Source organism: Microcoleus sp. F10-B2, assembly GCF_036704965.1.
GTDB lineage: Bacteria > Cyanobacteriota > Cyanobacteriia > Cyanobacteriales > Microcoleaceae > Microcoleus.
Genome location: NZ_JAUBTB010000093.1, coordinates 1 through 21,232, shown reverse-complemented (window position 1 = coordinate 21,232; position 21,232 = coordinate 1). Strand labels below are relative to the sequence as shown.

8 protein-coding genes are annotated in these 21,232 nt (G+C 46.6%); 3 read left to right on the top strand and 5 right to left on the bottom strand.

Annotated features, from left to right (window positions below):
* Positions 1-21: 21 nt before the first annotated feature.
* Positions 22-1,473, bottom strand: coding sequence for an NAD(P)/FAD-dependent oxidoreductase (locus tag QUA99_RS26675; RefSeq protein WP_333244157.1), 1,452 nt, complete (start codon positions 1,471-1,473; stop codon positions 22-24).
* Between the two features lie 127 nt (positions 1,474-1,600).
* Positions 1,601-2,632 (bottom strand): glycosyltransferase family 2 protein, encoded by a 1,032-nt coding sequence (locus tag QUA99_RS26670; protein ID WP_333244155.1) that lies wholly within the window; start codon positions 2,630-2,632, stop codon positions 1,601-1,603.
* Between the two features lie 607 nt (positions 2,633-3,239).
* Here QUA99_RS26670 and QUA99_RS26665 point away from each other — a divergent pair.
* Positions 3,240-4,334 carry a glycosyltransferase family 2 protein gene (locus QUA99_RS26665; protein WP_333244152.1) on the top strand — a complete coding sequence of 365 codons (1,095 nt, stop codon included), beginning with the start codon at positions 3,240-3,242 and terminating at the stop codon, positions 4,332-4,334.
* Positions 4,335-4,456: 122 nt separating this feature from the next.
* Here the strand turns inward: QUA99_RS26665 and QUA99_RS26660 are convergent, their stop codons facing one another.
* On the bottom strand, positions 4,457-4,996 hold the full coding sequence (locus QUA99_RS26660; protein WP_333244149.1) for a Dps family protein: 540 nt from the start codon (positions 4,994-4,996) through the stop codon (positions 4,457-4,459).
* Between the two features lie 148 nt (positions 4,997-5,144).
* Between QUA99_RS26660 and QUA99_RS26655 the strand changes: the two genes are divergently transcribed.
* The gene (locus QUA99_RS26655; RefSeq protein ID WP_333244147.1) at positions 5,145-7,082 is read left to right on the top strand and encodes a sugar phosphate nucleotidyltransferase; all 1,938 of its coding nucleotides are present in this window, start codon (positions 5,145-5,147) and stop codon (positions 7,080-7,082) included.
* Between the two features lie 237 nt (positions 7,083-7,319).
* Here QUA99_RS26655 and QUA99_RS26650 read toward each other — a convergent pair whose 3' ends face one another.
* A complete protein-coding gene (locus tag QUA99_RS26650) occupies positions 7,320-9,608 on the bottom strand; it encodes a phosphodiester glycosidase family protein (protein ID WP_445251044.1) in 2,289 nt (762 codons plus the stop codon).
* 114 nt (positions 9,609-9,722) lie between these two features.
* Positions 9,723-15,200 (bottom strand): AAA family ATPase, encoded by a 5,478-nt coding sequence (locus tag QUA99_RS26645; RefSeq protein ID WP_333381601.1) that lies wholly within the window; start codon positions 15,198-15,200, stop codon positions 9,723-9,725.
* A 1,117-nt stretch (positions 15,201-16,317) separates the two neighbouring features.
* Here QUA99_RS26645 and QUA99_RS26635 point away from each other — a divergent pair.
* Positions 16,318-21,090 (top strand): glutamate synthase-related protein, encoded by a 4,773-nt coding sequence (locus QUA99_RS26635; protein WP_333244800.1) that lies wholly within the window; start codon positions 16,318-16,320, stop codon positions 21,088-21,090.
* The last annotated feature ends 142 nt before the right edge of the window (positions 21,091-21,232 follow it).

Here is a 21,232-nt window from a genome sequence, read left to right as displayed (position 1 = left end):
ATCGCCATAGTTCCAAAAATATCAACTAGACTGCGAAATCAAATCCGAATCCTTCTTTTCTTTTGAGCGATCGACACTAAAATCTTCATAGTACGATCGCTCAGTATTCACGTCCCACAAATCGTGCTTTTCGCCGAGAATATTTCTCACAGCCAGCATCCCCGTCAGCATGGAATGGTCTTGGTTGTTGTATCGGTGCATACCGTTGCGCCCGATCGTCTGCAAATTCTCAATTCCCTTCAAAAAACCTTCAAGTACCTGCAAGTGTCCGCGATATTCCCCATCATAAACTGGATAAGCTTTAAGTTGCCGTATGACAACTCCATCTTCAACCTCGGCAGTTGTTGCTAAACCCAAACCAACCAACTCGCGAGTTGCTAATTCGACAAGTTCCGCGTCCGACATTTCCCAAATCTCGTCGCCTACGCTACAGAAATATTCCATTCCCAAACAACTTTTGCTGGCGTCGGGAACTAAAGCGGCGCTCCAATTCTTAAAGTTTTGAATTCGTCCCACTTTGACTTCGGGGGAGTGAATGTAAATCCAGTTGTCAGGAAACAAATCCTTGCGATCGACAATCAGCGATACAATCAAAAAATCTCGATACTTGAGCGATCGCGCGGCGTGCAACACCTCTTCTGGCGGCTGCGGCTTCAGTCTTGCTACCAGTGCAGATATCGGCATACTCGTAATAAAATTATCCGCCGAATATTGAACTAATTCTCCGTTCTGCTCGGCAGTAATACTTTTAATTTTATTCCCTTCACGTTCAAAGCTAATCACTTTAGTATCGAGATAAACTTTGCCGTCTTTATTTTCCACAGCTTCCGCGAACTTTTCCCACATCATCCCCGGGCCCAAAGCCGGATAATCAAACTCTTTGATTAATGTTTTGGTGTCGTTGCTGCCAAACAAAGCATTAATAATAGCTGTCGTCAGGGACAATCCTTTAATCCGCTGCGCCGCCCAATCTGCTTGAATTTCCGAACAAGGAATGCCCCAAACTTTTTCAGTGTAAGTCTTAAAAAATGTTTTATACAAGCGTTCGCCAAAACGATTGATCACCCACTGTTCAAAAGTTTTTTCTTCCCGAAGCGGCCAAATTCTAACTTTCAGATAACTCAAAATAATCAGCGTACTCTCAATTATTCCCAAATTAAAGAGAGTATTGAAGGCACTGATCGGATAGTTAAAAAATTTACCTCGATAAAAAATTCGCGACAATCGCGGCACTTTAATAAACTTATTTCCCAGTACCTCTTGCCACAACTGCTGCACGGCTTCAACTTTAGTATAAAAGCGGTGGCCGCCAATGTCGAAACGATAGCCTTTGTAGCTTTCGGTGCGAGCTATTCCCCCAACTTTATCACCTTTTTCTAGTACAACAGGGATGATGCCTTGCTTGACTAGCTCGTAGGCAGCAGTCAAGCCCGCAGGACCTGCACCGACGATCGCAACAGGATAATGTTTCACTCAGCCTACCTCCAGCTTTTGAATCGAACTATACAGTTATTTATAACTTGTCAAAGTGATAGATGCACCCGTGAATACCCTGAGAAACTATCGACCGACCTGATGTTGAAGGACGATTGGCCTTGATTTATTGAGCGGATACTGGCAAGCTAACTTTGCCAGTCAACGGCTTTTTTTGGTATAAGTAGCGACCAGTGCCGATCGCAAATGCCAGTCCGCTGTAAAAGTAGAAAAGCCAGTGCCAAGGAATTGTTTTCAGAGCAAATACGATACCGTGTTTGCGGTGAAAAAATCGGTAAAGCTGTGCATTAATTGCTACCAGTGGTATTGCCAGCAAGGCAGCCAGCAGCAGAAAGCTCAGCGACCAGCACGTCCCCAAAACTGCCAGCAGCACTGCATAAGTTAAAATCACGCTGATCCGGTTTGAAACTTGCAAATTGAGGTCGTTATTCAATTTGCGATCGCGCCAAATCAGTTCTGTCCAAGGCAGCGCTCGGTAGAAAAAGTCCGCTTTCAGCATCCCCATCGGTTCCCACCGCTTTAAATGCTTCACCTGCAATGTTTTGCACAGCCGAATGTTATAACCTGCTTGTTTCAAACGGTAGCCGAGCTCAATATCTTCGATCGAAGCTTGGCGGTAACTCTCATTAAAACCACCCATCTGCAAAAAAATTTCCCGGCGAATCACTCCGCAAGCTCCCCAAAAAGTTGAAGCTTCTTCATTACCTGTTTGGTGCACGTAGTGGTGCAGCAAGTTCCTGTACTGCGATAAAAAATCGGGATCTCCAGGAGCATCGTCGTAAGAGCCGATGAAAGCAGCCAAGTAGGGGTTATTTTTGAACACCGATATCGCATAGCCCACAGCTTCTGGACAAACAGCGACATCAGCATCCACAAAAAACAGAATATCTCCCTTCGCAGCTTGGGCACCCAAATTCCTTGCCCGCGCTGGCCCCCCGCATTCGGGAATCCTGATGACTTTGGCGCCGAATTCCTTGGCCAGACGCCAGGAACCGTCGCTTTCGCCATCTGCGACTACAATAATCTCGATCGGTCTGGGCACAGCTTGAGCCAGTTTTGACAAACAGGTACGGAAGTAAGCGCCCCCGTTGTGGACTGGGATAATGACGGATACAGTGGGATCGGCGGTAGAAATCATTACCTAAATTGTTTAAATTGCAGGAACCAAAATTTGCTTGAATTTTATTGTTGCTACTTTACGAAGGGTAAAATTAGCTCTACTTTTTTATTTATAACTCGATTGCTGTTTGCATTCAACTAAATTTTTTGCTGGCATTCTCTATTAAATTTTTACCCATTCATACCTGTATTCTACGCCATATCTTGCTGAGGCTGACCTGATGCAGACAACAGCTTTACAAAATCTTTAAATATAGGATTGTTTGTGTAAACTTGCGAAAAAGCACCAGCAGCATTTTTGTGCGGCTGTGTTGCACCGCACAAGACTGTGATTTTATAAGTAAGCACGCCGTATAAAATCAAACATACTTTGTACGGAAACCCGCAGGCTGTCAGGACTTGTCCGGTACAGTTTCTTTTACAGACCTCATCTGCGAGTGACTCCTGAGCCAAGTCTCTATCCCGACTTCGGCGTCAATTCACATATTAGGACTTTTGGCAATATATTTTAAATATAGGTCTTAAAATTTCCGACGGTGTACGATCGGGCTTTCGTAATTTGCTAACATACCCTTAGCTAGATCCCTTTGAGGCAAAACTTTTACATAAACCAGTTTTTATATTACATGGACACCTCCCTAAACAATTTAAATCACCCATTAGTTTCGGTAATTATACCAGCTTTCAACGCTGAAAAATTTATCGTTAAAACATTAGAATCTGTTTTATCTCAAACTTATCAAAACATAGAAGTTTTAGTAGTAGACGACGGCTCTACAGATACAACACCCGAAATCGTCAAATCTTTTGCTCAAAAAGATAGCCGAGTCAAGTTATTCCAGCAATCCAATGCCGGCGTAGCCGCCGCCCGCAACCTAGCAATTGAAAAATCCAAAGGCGAATATATAGCTCCCATTGATGCCGATGATATTTGGTACCCGCAAAACCTAGAAAAACAAGTCGAATGCTTAATTAAATCAGAACAATCCGTAGGAGTTGTCTATTCCTGGTCACTTGATATCAACGAAAAAGACTTATTCACAGGTGGATTTTACAACTCCACCGTCGAAGGAGAAGTATACAAAGCTTTAGTTTATAAATATTTTATGGGTAATGCGAGTTCATCTCTGATCCGCCGCATTTGTTTCGAGAGAGTCGGCGGTTACAATTGTCAATTGAAAGCCGAAAACGCCCAAGGCTGCGAAGACTTGGAACTTTTTCTCCGCATCGCCGAGCATTATCAATTTAAAGTAGTGCCAGAATTTTTAGTGGGCTACCGACAGATTTCCAGCAGTATGTCTTGCAACTATGCAGCAATGGCCAAATCTCACTCTCTAATTATGGCAGATGTCCGGGAGCGGCATCCTGAAATTCCTGCCAATATTTATCGCTGGTCTAACAGCAGTTTTTATCTATACAATTTAGCCATTAAAAGCAACCGTAACGGCAACCATCGCAGTACGTTATTTTGGCTGTATCGAGCTTTTCGAGAAGATTTATTCATGACTCTCTTGCGCCATAATTTCTACATTTTATCAATAGAAAGTATATTAAAGATTCTACTTTCACCAGTTACTCCATCTCGGTCAGATTTAAAATCAACACCAACAGATACTGAAGGCACAACAATTTCCACCATCAAGACGCGAACCGTGATTCATAAAATGCTCCCGTCCCAGGTTTATGAAAGAATGCGATTCAATAATTTTGCCAACCGATAACGCAAATAAACCCAATATCAAAAACCAGATTTCTTAAAGAAACCTGGTTTTTGAGGCAAGCTATGGAAGAGAGTTAAATCAACGGAAATAAATTTTTGCTTCTTCCTTCTACTTAGATATCTCTAAGCGTGAGAAGCTGTAGCGGTTTGAGCTTTCGGCTGCTTACCGTCGGGCGAAATAGATTCCCCTTCAATAAACGATCGCAGCATCCAAGCCATTTGTTCGTGCTGTTCCATTAAACCAGTCAAAAAGTCTGCGGTTCCGTCATCCTTAAACTCTTCAGCGCACTGTTCGACGTGTTGGCGGAGATTGCGAATAATCAGTTCGTGGTCGTCAACTAAACGCGATACCATTTCCGTAGCCAAAGGCAAATCGCCGATATGTTCTTTAATCGAACCATACTTCAGAAAACCCTCAGCAGTACCAATTGGATAGCCACCTAAAGTTCTCACCCGTTCGGCCATAGCATCGATATTTAGTGTTAACGCCTGATAGTGTTCTTCCCACAACTGGTGGAGCGATCTAAACTGCGGGCCCACTACATCCCAGTGATACTTTTTGGTTTTGATTAACAGGAGATAAGCATCTGCCAGGTCGTGATTCAACAGTTCGATAACGCCTGCACGCTGCTCGTCAGATAGACCTATGTTTAACTTACGCATTGAAATTGTCCCTTCAACTCTAACTTTACATTTATTAAAACAAATTGCGCCAGCCACTTACATCAACCCAGAGGACGATCGAATTTTATTAAAATATCTGCATTTCAGGTTAAAGTAATCGCAATATAGATACCCTTAGATAGATGCAATGAAACTTTTTGTGCCAGGCCGCCTTTGTTTGTTTGGCGAACACAGCGATTGGGCCGCAGGTTATCGCCCGCGCAATCCCGCTATCGAAAAAGGCTGCACTCTGATTGCCAGTACAAATCAAGGAATTTATGCCGAAGTTAACCAACATCCCACACACTTAATTTTGCGGGCTGCTTTAAATGACGGCACAAAAATTGAAGCTGCACTCCCGATGGAAAAAAATGCTCTGCTTGCTGAGGCACAAACAGGAACTTTTTTCAGTTATGCAGCCGGTGTTGCTTATCAATTTCTCTCGCACTGCGGCGTGAGAGGACTAGAAATTGACAATTATTTAACAGATTTGCCAATTCAGAAAGGCTTGTCATCAAGTGCTGCAATTTGCGTGTTAGTAGCCCGCGCTTTCAATCGCTTGTACGATTTAAAAATGAACGTCCGCGCCGAAATGGAAATGGCTTATCTAGGGGAGACTGCAACACCTTCGCGCTGCGGCCGCATGGATCAGGGTTGTGCCTATGGAAATCGCCCGATAATGATGATTTTTGACGGCACGGAAATGGATGTTGTTGAGCTAAAAGTTGCCAAAGATTTGTTTTTTGTAATCGTTGATTTGGGCGCTAGCAAAAATACTCAAGAAATTCTGGCAAGCCTCAATCAGGCTTACCCGTTTGCGGCGAATGAAGTTCAAGAAAACGTGCAGGAATATCTCGGTGCAATTAGTTCTCAAATTACCCAAGCTGCGGCCTCCGCTTTACAGCAGGGAGATGCAGTTAAAATCGGCGAGTTGATGAAAGTTGCCCAGAGGGAATTTGACAGGTATTTAATCACCGCTTGTCCGCGACAATTAACTGCTCCAGTTTTGCACGAAATCCTAAACTATCCACCGATTCAGCCTTATATTTTGGGAGGGAAGGGAGTAGGTTCTCAAGGAGACGGCACGGCGCAGTTTATCGTGAAAGATGAGGACAGCCAGCAGCAAGTTATCGATATTATAAACAGCGATTTCCCCGAGATGGAATGTCTGAAACTGACAATCCGTTCTCAGTACAGAGTCCGCAAAGCCGTGATTCCGGCCGCTGGTTTCGGTACTCGGATGTTTCCGGCTACTAAGGCAGTCAAGAAAGAATTCTTTCCAATTATAGATCGCGACGGCCGCGCTAAACCGATAATTTTGGCAATTGTGGAAGAAGCTTTGAGCGCGGGAATCGAAGAAGTTGGTATAGTGGTGCAAAAGGGCGATCGCACTTTTTTTGAAGATTTCTTTAAAACTCCCCCGTCTCCAGAACTTTTCCAAAAATTGTCTCTGCAAAATAAGCAATACAGCCAATACTTACAAGATTTGGGCCAGAAAGTGACAATTCTGACTCAAGATGTTCAGGAAGGATTCGGCCACGCGGTATTTTGTGCTAAAGAATGGGCGAACAACGAGCCATTTCTCCTGCTTTTGGGCGACCACATTTACTCCTCGCAAACTGAAAGTTCTTGCGCGCGCCAGCTATTGGATATTTACTCGCAAGTGCAGCAAAGCGTAATTGGTTTGAGAGTAACACCAGGTGAGGTAATTCATCACTACGGCTGCGCGGCGGGAGTTTGGCAGGAACAAGATTCTATTTTGTCTGTGACGCAACTTTACGAAAAGCCGGATATCGAGTATGCGCGGCAGCATTTAAGCGTAGAAGGAATGGCGGATGATTCATTTTTATCAATGTTTGGGATGTATGTCCTCGATCCTAAAATATTTGATTATTTGGCGGAACATATTAATGGCAATTTTCGAGAAAGAGGCGAATTCCAGTTAACTTCCTGTTTGGATAAATTGCGGCAGTTCGAGGGAATGACTGGTTATGTTGTGCAAGGGCGGTGTTTTGACACCGGATTGCCGGAGGTTTACCGGCAGACGCTGATTGATTTTCCCATATCTGGTGGGTCGATCGGCTAATCAGTCTTAAATTTGAGGCTGACAGGCTCACAACCCTCAAAAATCCCCATCTAGCATAATTTTGCCGCCGCGTGTCCCGACACCCCATTTTGTCCAGTAACGTCATTAAAAAAGTTTAACTGTAAGGTGCGTCTAAACTCCAGTTCCCAGTGCGCGTAGGTGAACTTTGTTTGTGCAGTAGCGGTTTCTAAACGCTGAGAATTTACCGACAATTTGCCGACAATTTAAGGTGACGGTTTATGGTTGAATGAAAATACCGATCGCATTATGAACTCTCGCAGCAGTTGACGGAGGTCGATCGAGCAAACTACCTCCCAAATACAAACTCGTCGAACTTCCCCCATCCAAATTTAAAGCCTCAACAGCACCCATTTGCTGCAATATCTGCGCCAGTTCTGCGAAAGTTGGCCCCGCCCCGCCCGCGCGATTGTGCACCGCTACAATCAGCAAATTCCCCGCAGCAGTTCGCCCGATCGCACTTCTAATTGCTGTCTGTCGAACATAGGCATCGCTAAACCCTTCCGCCTTCGCATCCAGCACAACTTGACTGTTTTGAACTAACACCGGCCCGCCGCCTAAAATGTAAGGAAAACGGTTGAAATCCGCAGGAATTGTGTTAGTTTCCAAACGCAATAAAGTGCCGCTCGAAAGTTCAGGTACAGGGGAAAAATCGGTACGCAAAGCCAAAATATAACCGTTAGCAGGAATGGGAAAAGTTGTTGTTCCCGCCGCACCTCCGGGGGATTGGCTGACAACTCGTGAAGCGAAGCTATCCGGTAGGGAATCGCCTGCAACTGTGACAACTATCTCATTTTCAGACAACGGAGTGTAAGTCGCTCCCCAATCGGGATTGTAGCGACCGATTCCCGATTGTACGTAGGCACTATTTAGATGAGAAACAGGCAAACGCTGATTTGCAGGAGTTATCAAAGTTTCTTGCAAAGTCAAACGATTGATGACAAATTCGCCCCGATCGTTCCAGGCGATCGCCCCCCGGTTCAAAATCGGCCCGGAAAGCCATTTATTCTCGCGCCTAATTGCCCCTAAAGCTAACCGATTAATTCGATTGAAAAACCCTGCATTAATTGCCGCCGCCGTTCCCGAAACTTCTGCTGTTTGCAATAGAGGTGCAGTGTCTTTATCTGTCGGCGGATTGCTCAGAAGCGGTCGAATTTTTACACCTGTTTGACGCGGATTAACTTCTAACCAAACTACGGGAAAACGCGCAGTTCCTAAATTTTGATACTGCTGCCGCCATCTGACTCCCTGTGCCCAAAGAATGTTTTTTTCTACTAACGAATCGGGCCGAATGTCGATAACTAATCGATTCGGATTTCCCAAGCTGAAAACTTGCGGCCGCCAACCTAAAGGAATTGTCACTTTGACTGTGGTTCGATCGCCAGCAGGTTCGACTTTTAGTGATAGCAATTGTTGGCTGGTTGCAAAAGTGCGATCGACCGCATTGCGATCGACTTTGGCATCGATCGCGATCGACCATTCTTGACCGGCGATCGGTTTTGCGGGCATTATTTGCAGCGGGAGAGCGGGTTTGGTCGGATCGTCTGGTGTTTCGAGGTTTGGCGCTGCGGGGGTTATAGTTTGCGGGATAGCTGGCGTTGTGGGGTCGTCCGGGGTATCTGGCGGTGTGGGTGTCGGAGACGGGCTCGGTGTACCGACAAAGTTAACTTGCCAAGGGGCGGGGCGATCGATATCTACAAAAATGCGATCGCCCCATTCTTTTTCTGCTTGCCGAATTCCGGTAACACTTGCAGTTTGAGAGGTAATTTTTAGAATATTTCCATCAGCAGATATCTGCCAGCCGGCAAGTCTAGCAAAATCGGTAACATCTAAATAGCGATAGGGCCCGGTTGCCCGCGCTGCTAAGCTTTGAGCGCCGGTTAAAGATACCGAAAACCACTGCACCGGTTGTTTGGCACTGTCGGCGCTGTTGAGCAAATCCACTCCCGCACTTTGCATCAATCCAACGTCAGCAATCCAAGTTCGGAAATTCGCAGAAGTGGTGTTTGCCGGCTGCTGAGTCCAAGCTAGGGGCAGAATGCGGCCGTTTAGAGAAACTTGGCGGCCTTGTTTGATTCTGGAAGCTGGCGGTAGGGATTGAGTCAAAAACCTATAGTCCGACAGGGGTTTCAACCCCTGTCTCATAGCTGAAGTCCTCTCAAGAGGATTATAGGTCAATATTTCAGTCGGTTTTAACTGAGATGTTGCACCATTGTCAATAAGCCTTTTATGAACGGGCAAGATGCCCGTTCCACAAGAAAATCTACTCTTTGTGGAACAGGCATCTTGCCTGTTCTTAAGAATGGTGCAAGATGTGAGTTTTAACTGACTTTCGCTATCAGCCAGGGAATTCATTCCCTGGCTGGTTCTCAAAGCATGAATCAACCCAGCCCCCTCCCCCTTTTGTGCTCTTCCGGGTTGATTCCAGAGCAAAGACGGGGCGATCGCCAGTACGGGTAAAATCGAGACTGACAATATTGAACGCCAACATGACAAATTACATTTCACAGCTTACAACTCACAATTTCATTCCTAAACGCATGGGTATCTAGAAACCCGGAATATCCGTATGTTTCTTGTTACTAAACGGCGCTAATTGCGCTAAAGCCTAGCACGAACTGCTCACCCCGGAATAGAAATTACAAACTCCGAACCCTGGCCCAGGCAGGAATTCACGAGTAACGTACCTCCATGTTTTTCCACAACAATTTGGCGGGCTATAGACAATCCCAATCCAGTTCCTTGACCCACAGACTTGGTTGTGAATAAGTGGTTAAAGATGTTTTCCTTGACTTCGTTCGACATCCCCTCTCCATTATCCTTAATCCGAATCAAAACCTGATTGTTGTCTTCGCTCAGAGCAGTTTGAACCGTGATTTGATTGGGTCGGGCTTTAATTTCACTAAAACTGCGCCCCTTATTTGACTCCTCCAGAGCGTCAATGGCATTTGCGAGTACGTTCATAAATACCTGGTTTAACTGTCCGGGAAAGCATTTCACGAGGGGCAAATCACCATACTCTTTCACAACTTCAATGGCAGGGCGAAACTCGCTGGCTTTTAAACGGTGCTTGAGAATCAGCAGAGTGCTTTCGAGTCCGTCGTGAATATTGAAAGCAACGGGTCGATCGCTATCTGCCCTGGAAAACGTTCTCAAACTCGTACTGATATTGCGGATGCGCTCGACTCCCTCCTGCATCGAGCCAATCAATTTGGGCAAATCTTCTCGCAAATACTCCAAGTCCATATCCTCAATTTCTGCTTCAATTTCCCCTCCCGGATCGGGAAATTTTTCTTGATAAAGATCGATCAAATTGAATAAATCCCCGACATATTCTTGAGCGGGTTGCAAGTTGCCGGCGATAAAGCCTACGGGATTGTTAATTTCGTGGGCTACCCCTGCGACTAAATTTCCCAGAGCCGACATTTTCTCACCCTGCACCAATTGCAACTGCATCTGTTTGAGATCGTGGATAGACTGCTCCAGTTTTTGGGCATATTCCTGGGATTGCTGATACAGTCGGGCGTTCTGTAAGGAAATTGCAGCTTGCGAGCAGAGGATGTTGAGGATGGCGACGCGATCGCGCGTGAATACTCCTGTTGCTAGATTATTTTCCAGATACAAAATCCCCATCATCTTGCCTTGATAAAGGATGGGAGTGCAGAGGATACTCTTAGATTGCTGTTGGATAATGTAGGGGTCAGATGCCAATCTTGGTTGAGTGCTAGCATCATCAAAAACTAGGGTTTCTTTTGTACGTTTGACGTAGTTGATAAGTGTTAGAGGAATTACTTCGCTCTCCTCAACCGGAATAGATTGCAAAAGGCAGTCTTGACGGTTTGTGCAGTGGACGTTTATCCTCCAGTTTCCCTCTTCATTCAAAATTAATACTCCGGTTTGTGCTCCGGCATTCTTCACCACCACTTGCATCAGGGTAGTGAGCAATTGATCGAGTTTAATTTCACTAGATAGAGCTTGAGAAGCTTTGATAACTGTCGGCAAATCTACTAATTCCGAACTGCTGCTGGTGTTACCGATAAGTGTTCTATTCGTGTTAGATAGGGATGATTCACTATTGCTGGAGGTGTGAATTGTTTCGCTCGGATACTGGCGACTTCGCTCCTGTTGCAGAATGGGAGCCAGTAATTGGGGGTAGCGCTGTTCTAGATGGTCAATCTTTGCTTTGGCTCCCCAACGAGCGTAGGCGTAATAAGCATCAATTAAATAGGGTTTTGCAAGTTTTTCTTTCCCCCATTCCAAGTAGAATTTAGCTGCGAGTTCGTGAGCCAGTGCTTCTTCGTTGATGTACTCGTTTTCTTTAGCGAGGGCGATCGCCTTGTCATACATCTCAATTGCTGCGATTTTTTCACCTAAAATCCGATGCCGTTCTGCCTCCACTAGATAGAATTTGTGCAGATGATTCATGGGGGCATGATGCGCCCAGTTTTGCATTTTTTCTTGATTAGCTTGTACGCGAACGAGAATTTCCTGTTGTTCTGACTCTGGAGTATCCGAGTACACCGCCAACCGCACTAGAGAATCGTAGAAATAGAAGATAGGAACAGCTAGCTGACTTGTAACTGCACCCAAATAATTTTCGGCTTGAGTAAGATTTTCCAGCGCTTGCGAGTAATTCTCAAATACATAACAAAGCACAAGTTTGCTCAAGTAAAAGTAAAGAAGTGCCAACTGGTAGTTGTTGCGCTGATGTAGCGGCAGCATTTTCTCTTCGTCGTAGGCTTCCCCCTTTAACTGGCATGGATTTTGGGTTTTTCCGATCGTGTTTAAGACGGATTGCCACCAGATTTCTATAGGGTGAAGCGATGTTTCTTGCTTAATTTTAAGAATTGCCTCCCAGTAAGTTGCTATCTCTCGCTCAAGCTGCGTCAGTTGCTTGCCAGCAAAATACGAGTAGTAGCTGTACACCACGATGGCATAGCCAGCATATTCTAAATCTCCGGTTTCCAACCCACTAGAGTAACTTGACAGGAAACATTCTAAGGTATTCCTGACGTGTTCTTTCCAATGTTGAACGCCAGCAGGCACCATGTGGAGAGTCTTGGTTGCGATGTCTTGAGCATTCAATTTTGACAATAGACGTAAAGCTAATTGACCGAACTGATAGCCCGAATCTATATCTCCTATAACCCCACAAAGAAGAAGACTATATATGGCATAAGAAAACGGAGACACAGAAGCATTGCCATATTGAACGGATAAATTGATCTGTTTGCAAACTACTAAAGGCACCAGTGGCGGAACTGCAAAGTAGCAAGGAGAAAATATGCTTGACAGAATCTTTATAGTTGCTAGTTGATGAGGGTCGGTCATTTGAGGCAGGTCAATTAAATCCTCAATTCGCGTTCCGCTCAAAACTGACGCGGTTTCCCCTAGTGCTTGCCCAATATCAGATGGGTTTGGCGAGTCAGGAAATTCTACTCCCAACTGCTTTAAGACTTGCAGCCCCGTATTAACTGCTTCTAGCAGTTTGTTCTGAGCCATATAAGCTAGAATCTGGACTTCGTACACCTTCACTTTGTCCAGTAGCGATATAGCTTGTTGCAATACTAAATTCGCCAATCTCTGCATCTGGTCAAAATCGCCGTTCAGATATGCCACTTCTGCTGCTTCCTCATGCAGCGCTAAAGTGATTTGATACTGACTTTCCCAGCTATTAGTTGTCAGTAATTCCCTTCCCGCGTTGAAATATTCAGTAGCAGCAGCGTAGGCTGTTGAAGCTTTAGCTTTCTTTCCCGCAAACAGATTCAACCGTGCTAATTGCTCGCGTTCTACTTCCTGGGTGATTAGCTCAACTCCCACATTCAAGTGGTTGACAATATCAAATATTCTTTCTTCTCGTTCAACTTCTGGCGTATTCTTTAACAGCAGTTGACCTATTTTTAAGTGAGTCGATCGCTTTTGGTCTTCAGGAATCAGGGAATAGGCAGCTTGTTGGACGCGATCGTGTAAAAATTTGTACTTGGCTAATTGGTCGTGGGTAATTGATAATTGGTCAAATTCCTTCCCATTCCCGATTACTAATTCGCTATTCCCTTCTGCTTGATAAAACTTGTAAACCTCGCTCACAGGTAAAATTAGCCCGTCTTGTAGTGCCTTCCATAAAGCTGTTGCGGTTTCTACTGGCGAATTTTCATCAACAATTGCTAACGTCGCCAAATCGAACTGATTGCCAATACAAGCAGCTAACTTTAAAACTTCCTGTGTCCTGGTTGGCAACTTTCGCAACTGAAGTGCCATGAATTCTACTACATCATCCGTTAGTGCCAAGGTTCGGACTCGGGCAATATCGCACTGCCAATACCGAGCTTCAAAATTAAATTCAATTAGCCCATCTTCATGCAAAGATTTGAGGAATTGCGTGCTGAAAAATGGATTGCCTTGGGTTTTCTGATAAACGAGTTCTGTCAAAGGCAGAGCCAACGCTGTAGAACAAGCTAGAGTATCGGCAACTAAACTATTTACGTCGGTTCTATCGAGGGGAGCTAAGGTAATAGTATTCACCTTTGCTTCAGTTTTTTGAATCTCTGCTAACGTCAGCATCAATGGATGCGCTGGAAATACTTCGTTATCCCGATAAGCTCCAATTAATAAGAGATAGCAGTTATCGGTTGCACTCATCAGCAGTTGAATTAATTTTAACGATGCTGAGTCGGCCCATTGCAAATCGTCCAAGAAAATCACTAAAGGATGTTCTTTTGTTGTGAAGACTTGAATGAATTTTTCAAACAACAAATTGAAGCGATTTTGAGCGGCACTGCCAGAAAGTTCTGGGACTGGCGGTTGCTGTCCGATAATCCGTTCTAGTTCGGGAATGACTTCAACTATCGCCCCAGCGCTATCGCTCAAAGCTGCCAAAATTTTCAACTTCCATTGTTCAATTTTAGCATCTGTTTCTGACAGCATTTGTCCCATTAAATCGCGAAAAGCTTGGACAAAAGCACTAAAGGGTAGGTTGCGTTGGAATTGGTCAAATTTGCCTTTAATAAAGTAGCCTCGCTGTCTCACAATTGGTTTGTGAACTTCGTTGACAACAGCGGTTTTGCCAATGCCGGAGAAACCGGCAACGAGCATCATTTCGGTGCTTCCCGCACTCACGCGCTCAAACGCCTCTAGCAGGGAGAATACTTCGCTTTCCCGACCGTACAATTTTTCGGGGATGATGAAGCGATCGCACAAATCTCGCTCCCCTATACTAAAGTTAGTCAGCGCCCCTGTCTCTTGCCACTGGTACAAACAAGTTTCTAAATCAAACTTGAGTCCGATCGCACTTTGATACCGAGCTTCAGCATTCTTCGCCATCAGTTTGCTGACAATCTCAGACAGCACCAATGGAACGCTCTGGTTGAGGTGATGAACTGGGATAGGCTGCTTGGCAAGGTGGCAGTGTACCAAATCCATTGGATCGTCTGTTTGGAAGGGTAACTTTCCTGTTAGTAATTCGTAGAATGTTACTCCTAAAGAGTAGAAATCTGTGCGGTAGTCAATACCCCGGTTCATCCGGCCAGTTTGTTCTGGAGATATGTAGGGTAAAGTGCCTTCTAGGACGTTGGGATTTTGAATTTCTTGAGTTTCGCGAGGCAGCAGGGAAGCGATGCTGAAGTCAATCAGCTTGACTTCTTTGCTGACCGGGTTAATCAGAATGTTGGCGGGCTTGAGGTCTTTATGGATGACTCTGTGGCGATAAAGTCCGTCCAGGGCGTTGGCAATTTGAATCGCCATCGGAAGAAACTCGTTAACTGGCAAGCCTTCTAGGGGTTCGTTGCTATCGGATGCAAGAGTAGCGAGGTAGCTACTTAAGGAAATTCCCCCAAAGTCTTCCATCACCAGAGCATAGTGGTTGTGGTAAGTCTCCAGGCTGTATGCCTTAACACTGCCGGGGATATTTAAGTTTTTAGCAATGATGTACTGGTTGCGGAAATGAACGAGTTCGTTGAAGCGGGGAAAGTCATTTCGCAGAAGTTTGATCGCGACTGGCTGCCCATTTGAACACCGAAAGCCGCGATAAACTAGAGTTCGATTACCTGCGTATATTTGCTCGTTAATGTGATACCCTAGAAAAATATTTGTGATGCTAGTCATACCTACGTATTCCTACTGCTTTTGTCAAGCCAGAAGCTTCTTAGAGTTAATATCTAATATTGTGGCTCTATCTGCCGCGATCTTCATTGAATTACATTTTTCTTAACATATTTTGGATGCCAAACTATGAAAGAGCGATTTTAAAAACAAGACTTTAATTTTCGATCTAATCGCTGTTTGTATGGCAGTTGAGACTAAGTAGAAAATGACTTAGCTTTAGCTGATTGAAGGACAGCAGTTCAGGGAATAGGAACTTAAGAAGCTAATTAACAGGCGTGGCATAATTATGGGATGATTTTTGACACTATCGGCCCTAAATGGATTGAGATTGTTGATTCAAAAAGGCGGCGCTGGCTCTACCAGATACTCCACAATATGTCAGAAATCCTTGAAATAGCCTTTATTGATGAGTTACAAACGTTTGTGGGTCAAAAAACACAAATTAGGGTTATGGACAACTGTCAACGTTTTTCGGCCAGGCATCTTAGCGTGGGTTCTGGACGATCGCTGACAAGAGTTGCGCGCAAACTCTGACTGTAATCGGTGAAATTTTATCAGTTTCTTGATACACTTGATGTTCGCGGCCCGAGAGTTGACTGCACAATAAGACAGGTTTCACCAGTTGTGAACCGCGCTGCTACATTGCACCTACCGACTGAGCGGGCAGGTGGCTTTTGTGTCTGCGGGCGCTGACGAAAGCAACTCAACAGCGCAGCAAGCAAAATAACGCTAAAGTTACTATCTCCCTGTGTTCGCTGCAAGGCTACCCTTGCGGACTCAGGAAAAAAACAGACAAAAAACTCGACAAGCGCAGCTATCCCGTAGGGAATCGCCTGCAATGTATCTAGTCTCCGGGCGGCGACCGCCTGCAGAATCACTGCTTTTTAACAGCAGGGTATTCTAGGAGACATCTCCGAAGCGATGCGAGCGAGATAATTTAAAATCTGCAAACAGGGTTTCAGTGCTAAGTACAGGCAGCATCAACGTAAATTTTGATCGAATCAGCTTCCAATGTGCTGTTTTAAAGTTTACTGGGCTCCCACCGCTCGGCAGTTTTCTCTCTCCGAGCTATAAAAACGCATCCACCACACAATCACGGAAATAAAATTCAATCAACATGGGTAACACGATCGATCCAAACAGAAACGTGCATCAGACTCAGCGAGGAACTCCCTATGCCGGCCAAAGCTGGTTAGTGGAAGAAAGAGATGCCTGCGGTGTGGGATTTATTGCCAACCAAAGCGGCGAAGCTACCCACTCAATTATTCAAAAAGCTCTGCCAGCCTTAACTTGTCTGGAACACCGCGGCGGTTGCAGCGCCGATCGAGATTCCGGCGACGGTGCGGGTTTGATGACCGCGATTCCTTGGGAATTGCTGGATGCTTGGTTTGCCGAACAGGGAATTGTGCCTCCCCCACGGGAAAACTGCGGCGTGGGAATGCTGTTTTTGTCTCAAGATAAATTTCAAGCGACTATAGCGCGGCAGGTGGTCGAGCAAGTTCTGGCCGATCGCGGGCTGACACTTTTGGGATGGCGCAAAGTTCCCATTGTACCGTCGGTTTTGGGCGAGCAAGCGCTAGAACATCAACCTCAAATCGAACAAGTAATAGTCAGTTCACCGCACTTAACCGGAGACGAACTCGACAGACAGCTATTTCTGGCGCGCCGGACGATCGGACACGCCCTGTCAAATCGCCCCAACTTCACCCGCCGAGAATTTTATACTTGCTCTTTTTCCTGCCGCACGATCGTCTATAAAGGCATGGTGCGATCGGCCGTACTGGGAGAATTTTACGAAGACCTGAAAAATCCCGCTTATAAAAGCTCCTTTGCCGTCTATCACCGGCGCTTCAGCACCAACACGATGCCCCGCTGGCACTTAGCCCAGCCGATGCGCTTGCTGGGACACAACGGGGAAATTAACACGCTCTTGGGCAATATTACCTGGATGAAGGCGCGGCAAGCCAATTTATCTCACCCGAATTGGAGTCAAGCCGACATCGACACGTTCAACCCAATTGTCAAATCCGAAAGCAGCGATTCGGCAAACTTGGACAACGTGATGGAATTGTTGGTGCACTCGGGCCGCACCCCCCTGGAATCCCTGACAATTCTGGTACCCGAAGCCTACAAAAATCAGCCGGATTTGGCTCCCTATCCAGAAATTGTCGATTTTTACGAGTATTACAGCGGCATTCAAGAACCTTGGGACGGCCCAGCACTGCTGGTATTCAGCGACGGGAAACAAGTAGGTGCTACGCTCGATCGCAACGGTTTGCGGCCGGCCCGCTACTGCATTACTAAAGACGGTTTGGTAATTGTGGCTTCCGAAGCCGGAGTTGTCGATATTCCCGAAGCAGATATTGTCGAAAAAGGCCGTTTGGGGCCCGGACAAATGATTGCAGTTGACCTGCAAACCAACGAAATTCTCAAAAATTGGCAACTCAAGCAGCGCATTGCTAAGCGGCACCCCTACGGCGAATGGCTGAAACAAAACCGCGAAATCTTGGAACCGCAGCCTTTTGCCGAAACCCCAACCCTCGACTCGCAAACGCTGTTGGCAACCCAAACTGCTTTCGGTTATACAGCCGAAGATTTGGACATGGTAATCGTCGAGATGGCGAGTTCTGGGAAAGAACCGACTTTCTGCATGGGCGACGACGTTCCCTTGGCTGTGTTGTCAGAAAAGCCTCAGTTGCTGTACAACTATTTCAAACAGCGGTTCGCTCAAGTGACAAATCCGCCGATCGACCCCCTGCGCGAGGGGATGGTGATGTCGCTGACGATGAATGTAGGCCTGCGGGGCAATTTACTGCAAGCAGTACCGGAAAATGCCAAGCTGCTGAAAATTGATTCCCCCGTACTCAACGACGCTGAACTGTCTTTCTTGAAAGACCAAAAGTCTTTCCCAGCTACCGAATTGTCAACGCTTTACAAAATTGCCGCCGGGCCTGGCGGTTTGAAAAGCGCAGTCGAGCAACTTTGTCAAGAGGCGGCCGGGGCCGTGCGCGAGGGTTCGAGAATTCTGATTTTGAGCGATCGAGTATCGAAGGAAGAAGGAAGAAGGAAGAAGGAAGAAGGCAGAGGGGAGAAGGCAGAGGGAGATTTATCTGCTGTTGGATTGAGTGCAGAATGCACTTACATTCCGCCATTCCTGGCAGTTGGTGCGGTTCACCACCACTTAATTAGCGTCGGCCTGCGGATGCAAACTTCCCTAGTTGTCGATACTGCCCAGTGCTGGAGCACTCACCACTTCGCTTGTTTGATGGGTTACGGTGCGGTGGCTATTTGCCCTTACTTGGCATTGGAAAGCGTGCGCGCCTGGTGGTCTGACGCCAAGACTCAAAACTTGATGCAGCACGGCAAAGTTCCCAATATTACCGTTACACAGGCTCAAGCGAGATACCGCACAGCGGTGGAAAATGGGCTGCTGAAGATTATGTCAAAAATGGGGATTTCGCTGCTGTCTAGCTATCAAGGAGGGCAAATCTTTGAGGCGATCGGCATTGGCGCTGATTTGCTCGATTTGGGTTTCAAAGGCACTGTTTCCCGGATCGGCGGTTTGAGTGTGGCGGAACTGGCTAACGAGGTAATGTCTTTCCACAGTCAGGCTTTCCCAGAATTGATTCTGAAAAAGCTGGAAAATTACGGCTTCGTGCAGTACCGCCGGGGCGGCGAATATCACATGAACAGCCCAGAAATGGCGAAGGCGTTGCACAAGGCTGTGACTACTTTTAAGGCTCAGACTAACGGTAACGGCAATGGGACCGAACCAAAAATGGAACCAATTGGTTCCAAAAATTCTGAAACGGCTTACGATCACTACGAGGTTTACAAGCAACTGCTCGAAAATCGCCCGGTAACGGCTTTGCGGGATTTGCTGGATTTTGTGAGCGATCGCCCTCCCATTGCCATCGAAGACGTAGAATCTGTAGCAGATATTGTCAAGCGGTTTGCCACCGGCGGTATGTCCCTCGGCGCTTTGTCCCCGGAAGCCCACGAAACGCTAGCGATTGCGATGAACCGCATCGGCGGCAAATCCAACTCCGGCGAGGGTGGCGAAGACCCGGTGCGCTACAAAGTGCTAAACGATGTGAGTGCGGCGGGTTTCTCACAAACGCTACCTCACTTGAAAGGTTTGCAGAACGGCGATACAGCTTCTTCATCCATCAAACAAGTAGCCTCCGGGCGTTTCGGCGTGACTCCCGAGTACCTGATGAACGCCCGACAAATCGAAATTAAAATCGCACAAGGTGCGAAACCGGGTGAAGGCGGTCAATTGCCGGGGGCGAAAGTGAGCGAGTACATTGCTTATTTGCGCCGGTCGAAACCGGGTGTCACGCTGATTTCTCCTCCTCCTCACCACGATATTTATTCGATCGAGGATTTGGCACAGTTGATTTTTGACTTGCACCAAATTAATCCAAAAGCAGGAGTTTCGGTGAAGTTGGTGTCGGAAGTCGGCATCGGGACTGTAGCCGCCGGTGTCGCCAAGGCAAATGCTGATGTGATTCAAATTTCCGGCCACGATGGCGGCACCGGTGCTTCTCCTTTGAGTTCGATTAAGCACGCAGGTTCTCCGTGGGAACTCGGTTTGACAGAAGTTCACCGGGTGTTGATGGAAAATAAATTGCGCGATCGAGTTTTACTCCGCGTTGACGGTGGCTTTAAAAGCGGCTGGGACGTGATTGTAGGCGCTTTGATGGGCGGCGAAGAGTACGGTTTCGGCACGGTGGCAATGATTGCAGAAGGCTGCATTATGGCTCGCGTTTGCCACATGAATAGTTGTCCGGTGGGCGTGACAACTCAACAAGAACACTTGCGGAAACGGTTCCCCGGTACGCCGGAACACGTGGTTAATTTCTTCTATTTCGTAGCGCAAGAAGTGCGGAGTTTGCTGGCGAAATTGGGTTATAAGTCGATCGCAGATATCATCGGCCGCGCGGATTTACTGAAAATGCGCGAGGGGGTGAAACTAACTAAAACCCAAGCGATTAATTTGGATTGTTTGACCAAGTTACCGGATACTAAGAGCGATCGCTCTTTCTTGATCCACGGCGACGTACACACCAACGGGCCTGTGTTAGACGATGAATTGCTGGCGGATGCTGAGATTCAAAGTGCGATCGCCAATCACGGCACTGTGAGCAAGAGTGTAAAATTGGTGAATACCGATCGCACTGTGGGGGCGCGTTTGGCAGGTGCGATCGCACAGCAACACGGCAACACCGGCTTTAGCGGTCACATCACCCTCAACTTCACTGGTAGCGCGGGCCAAAGCTTCGGCGCGTTCAATTTGCCGGGGATGACGCTGGTACTGTCAGGCCAAGCCAATGACTATGTTGGTAAAGGGATGCACGGCGGCGAAATCGCGATCGCACCGCCGGCTGGTGCGACTTACGATGCTTCCGAAAATGCGATCGTCGGCAACACTTGTTTGTACGGCGCGACGGGGGGAACTCTGTTGGCTGCGGGTAAAGCTGGCGAACGGTTTGCGGTGCGAAACTCGATGGCGAAAGCAGTCATTGAGGGTGCGGGCGATCACTGCTGCGAGTACATGACTGGCGGCGCGATCGTCGTGTTAGGAAAAGTCGGCCGGAATGTCGGCGCTGGAATGACTGGCGGCTTGGCTTATTTCCTCGATGAAGACGGGACTTTCCCGGCTCACGTCAACGGGGAGATTGTGAAGGTGCAGCGGGTTTGTACGGCGGCTGGGGAGGCGCAATTGAAGGAGTTGATTGAGGCTCAGCGCGATCGAACTGGTAGCAAGAAAGCTGAGAAGATTTTAGCAAATTGGGCGGAATATTTGCCTAAGTTCTGGCAAGTTGTGCCGCCAAGTGAAGCAAATTCCCCGGAGGCTTCGGAACAAAAGATTGCTGTGGAAGTTTAATTTTGTAGCTGGTTAAATAGATCAGGGGCGACGCGAGTTGCCCCTTTTTTGCATCTACCGGACTTATACCATTTTTTTAAAGATGTGATAGAGATAAAGACTGTAAAATCCAAGACCATCCGGTGAGAAATCCAATGACGCG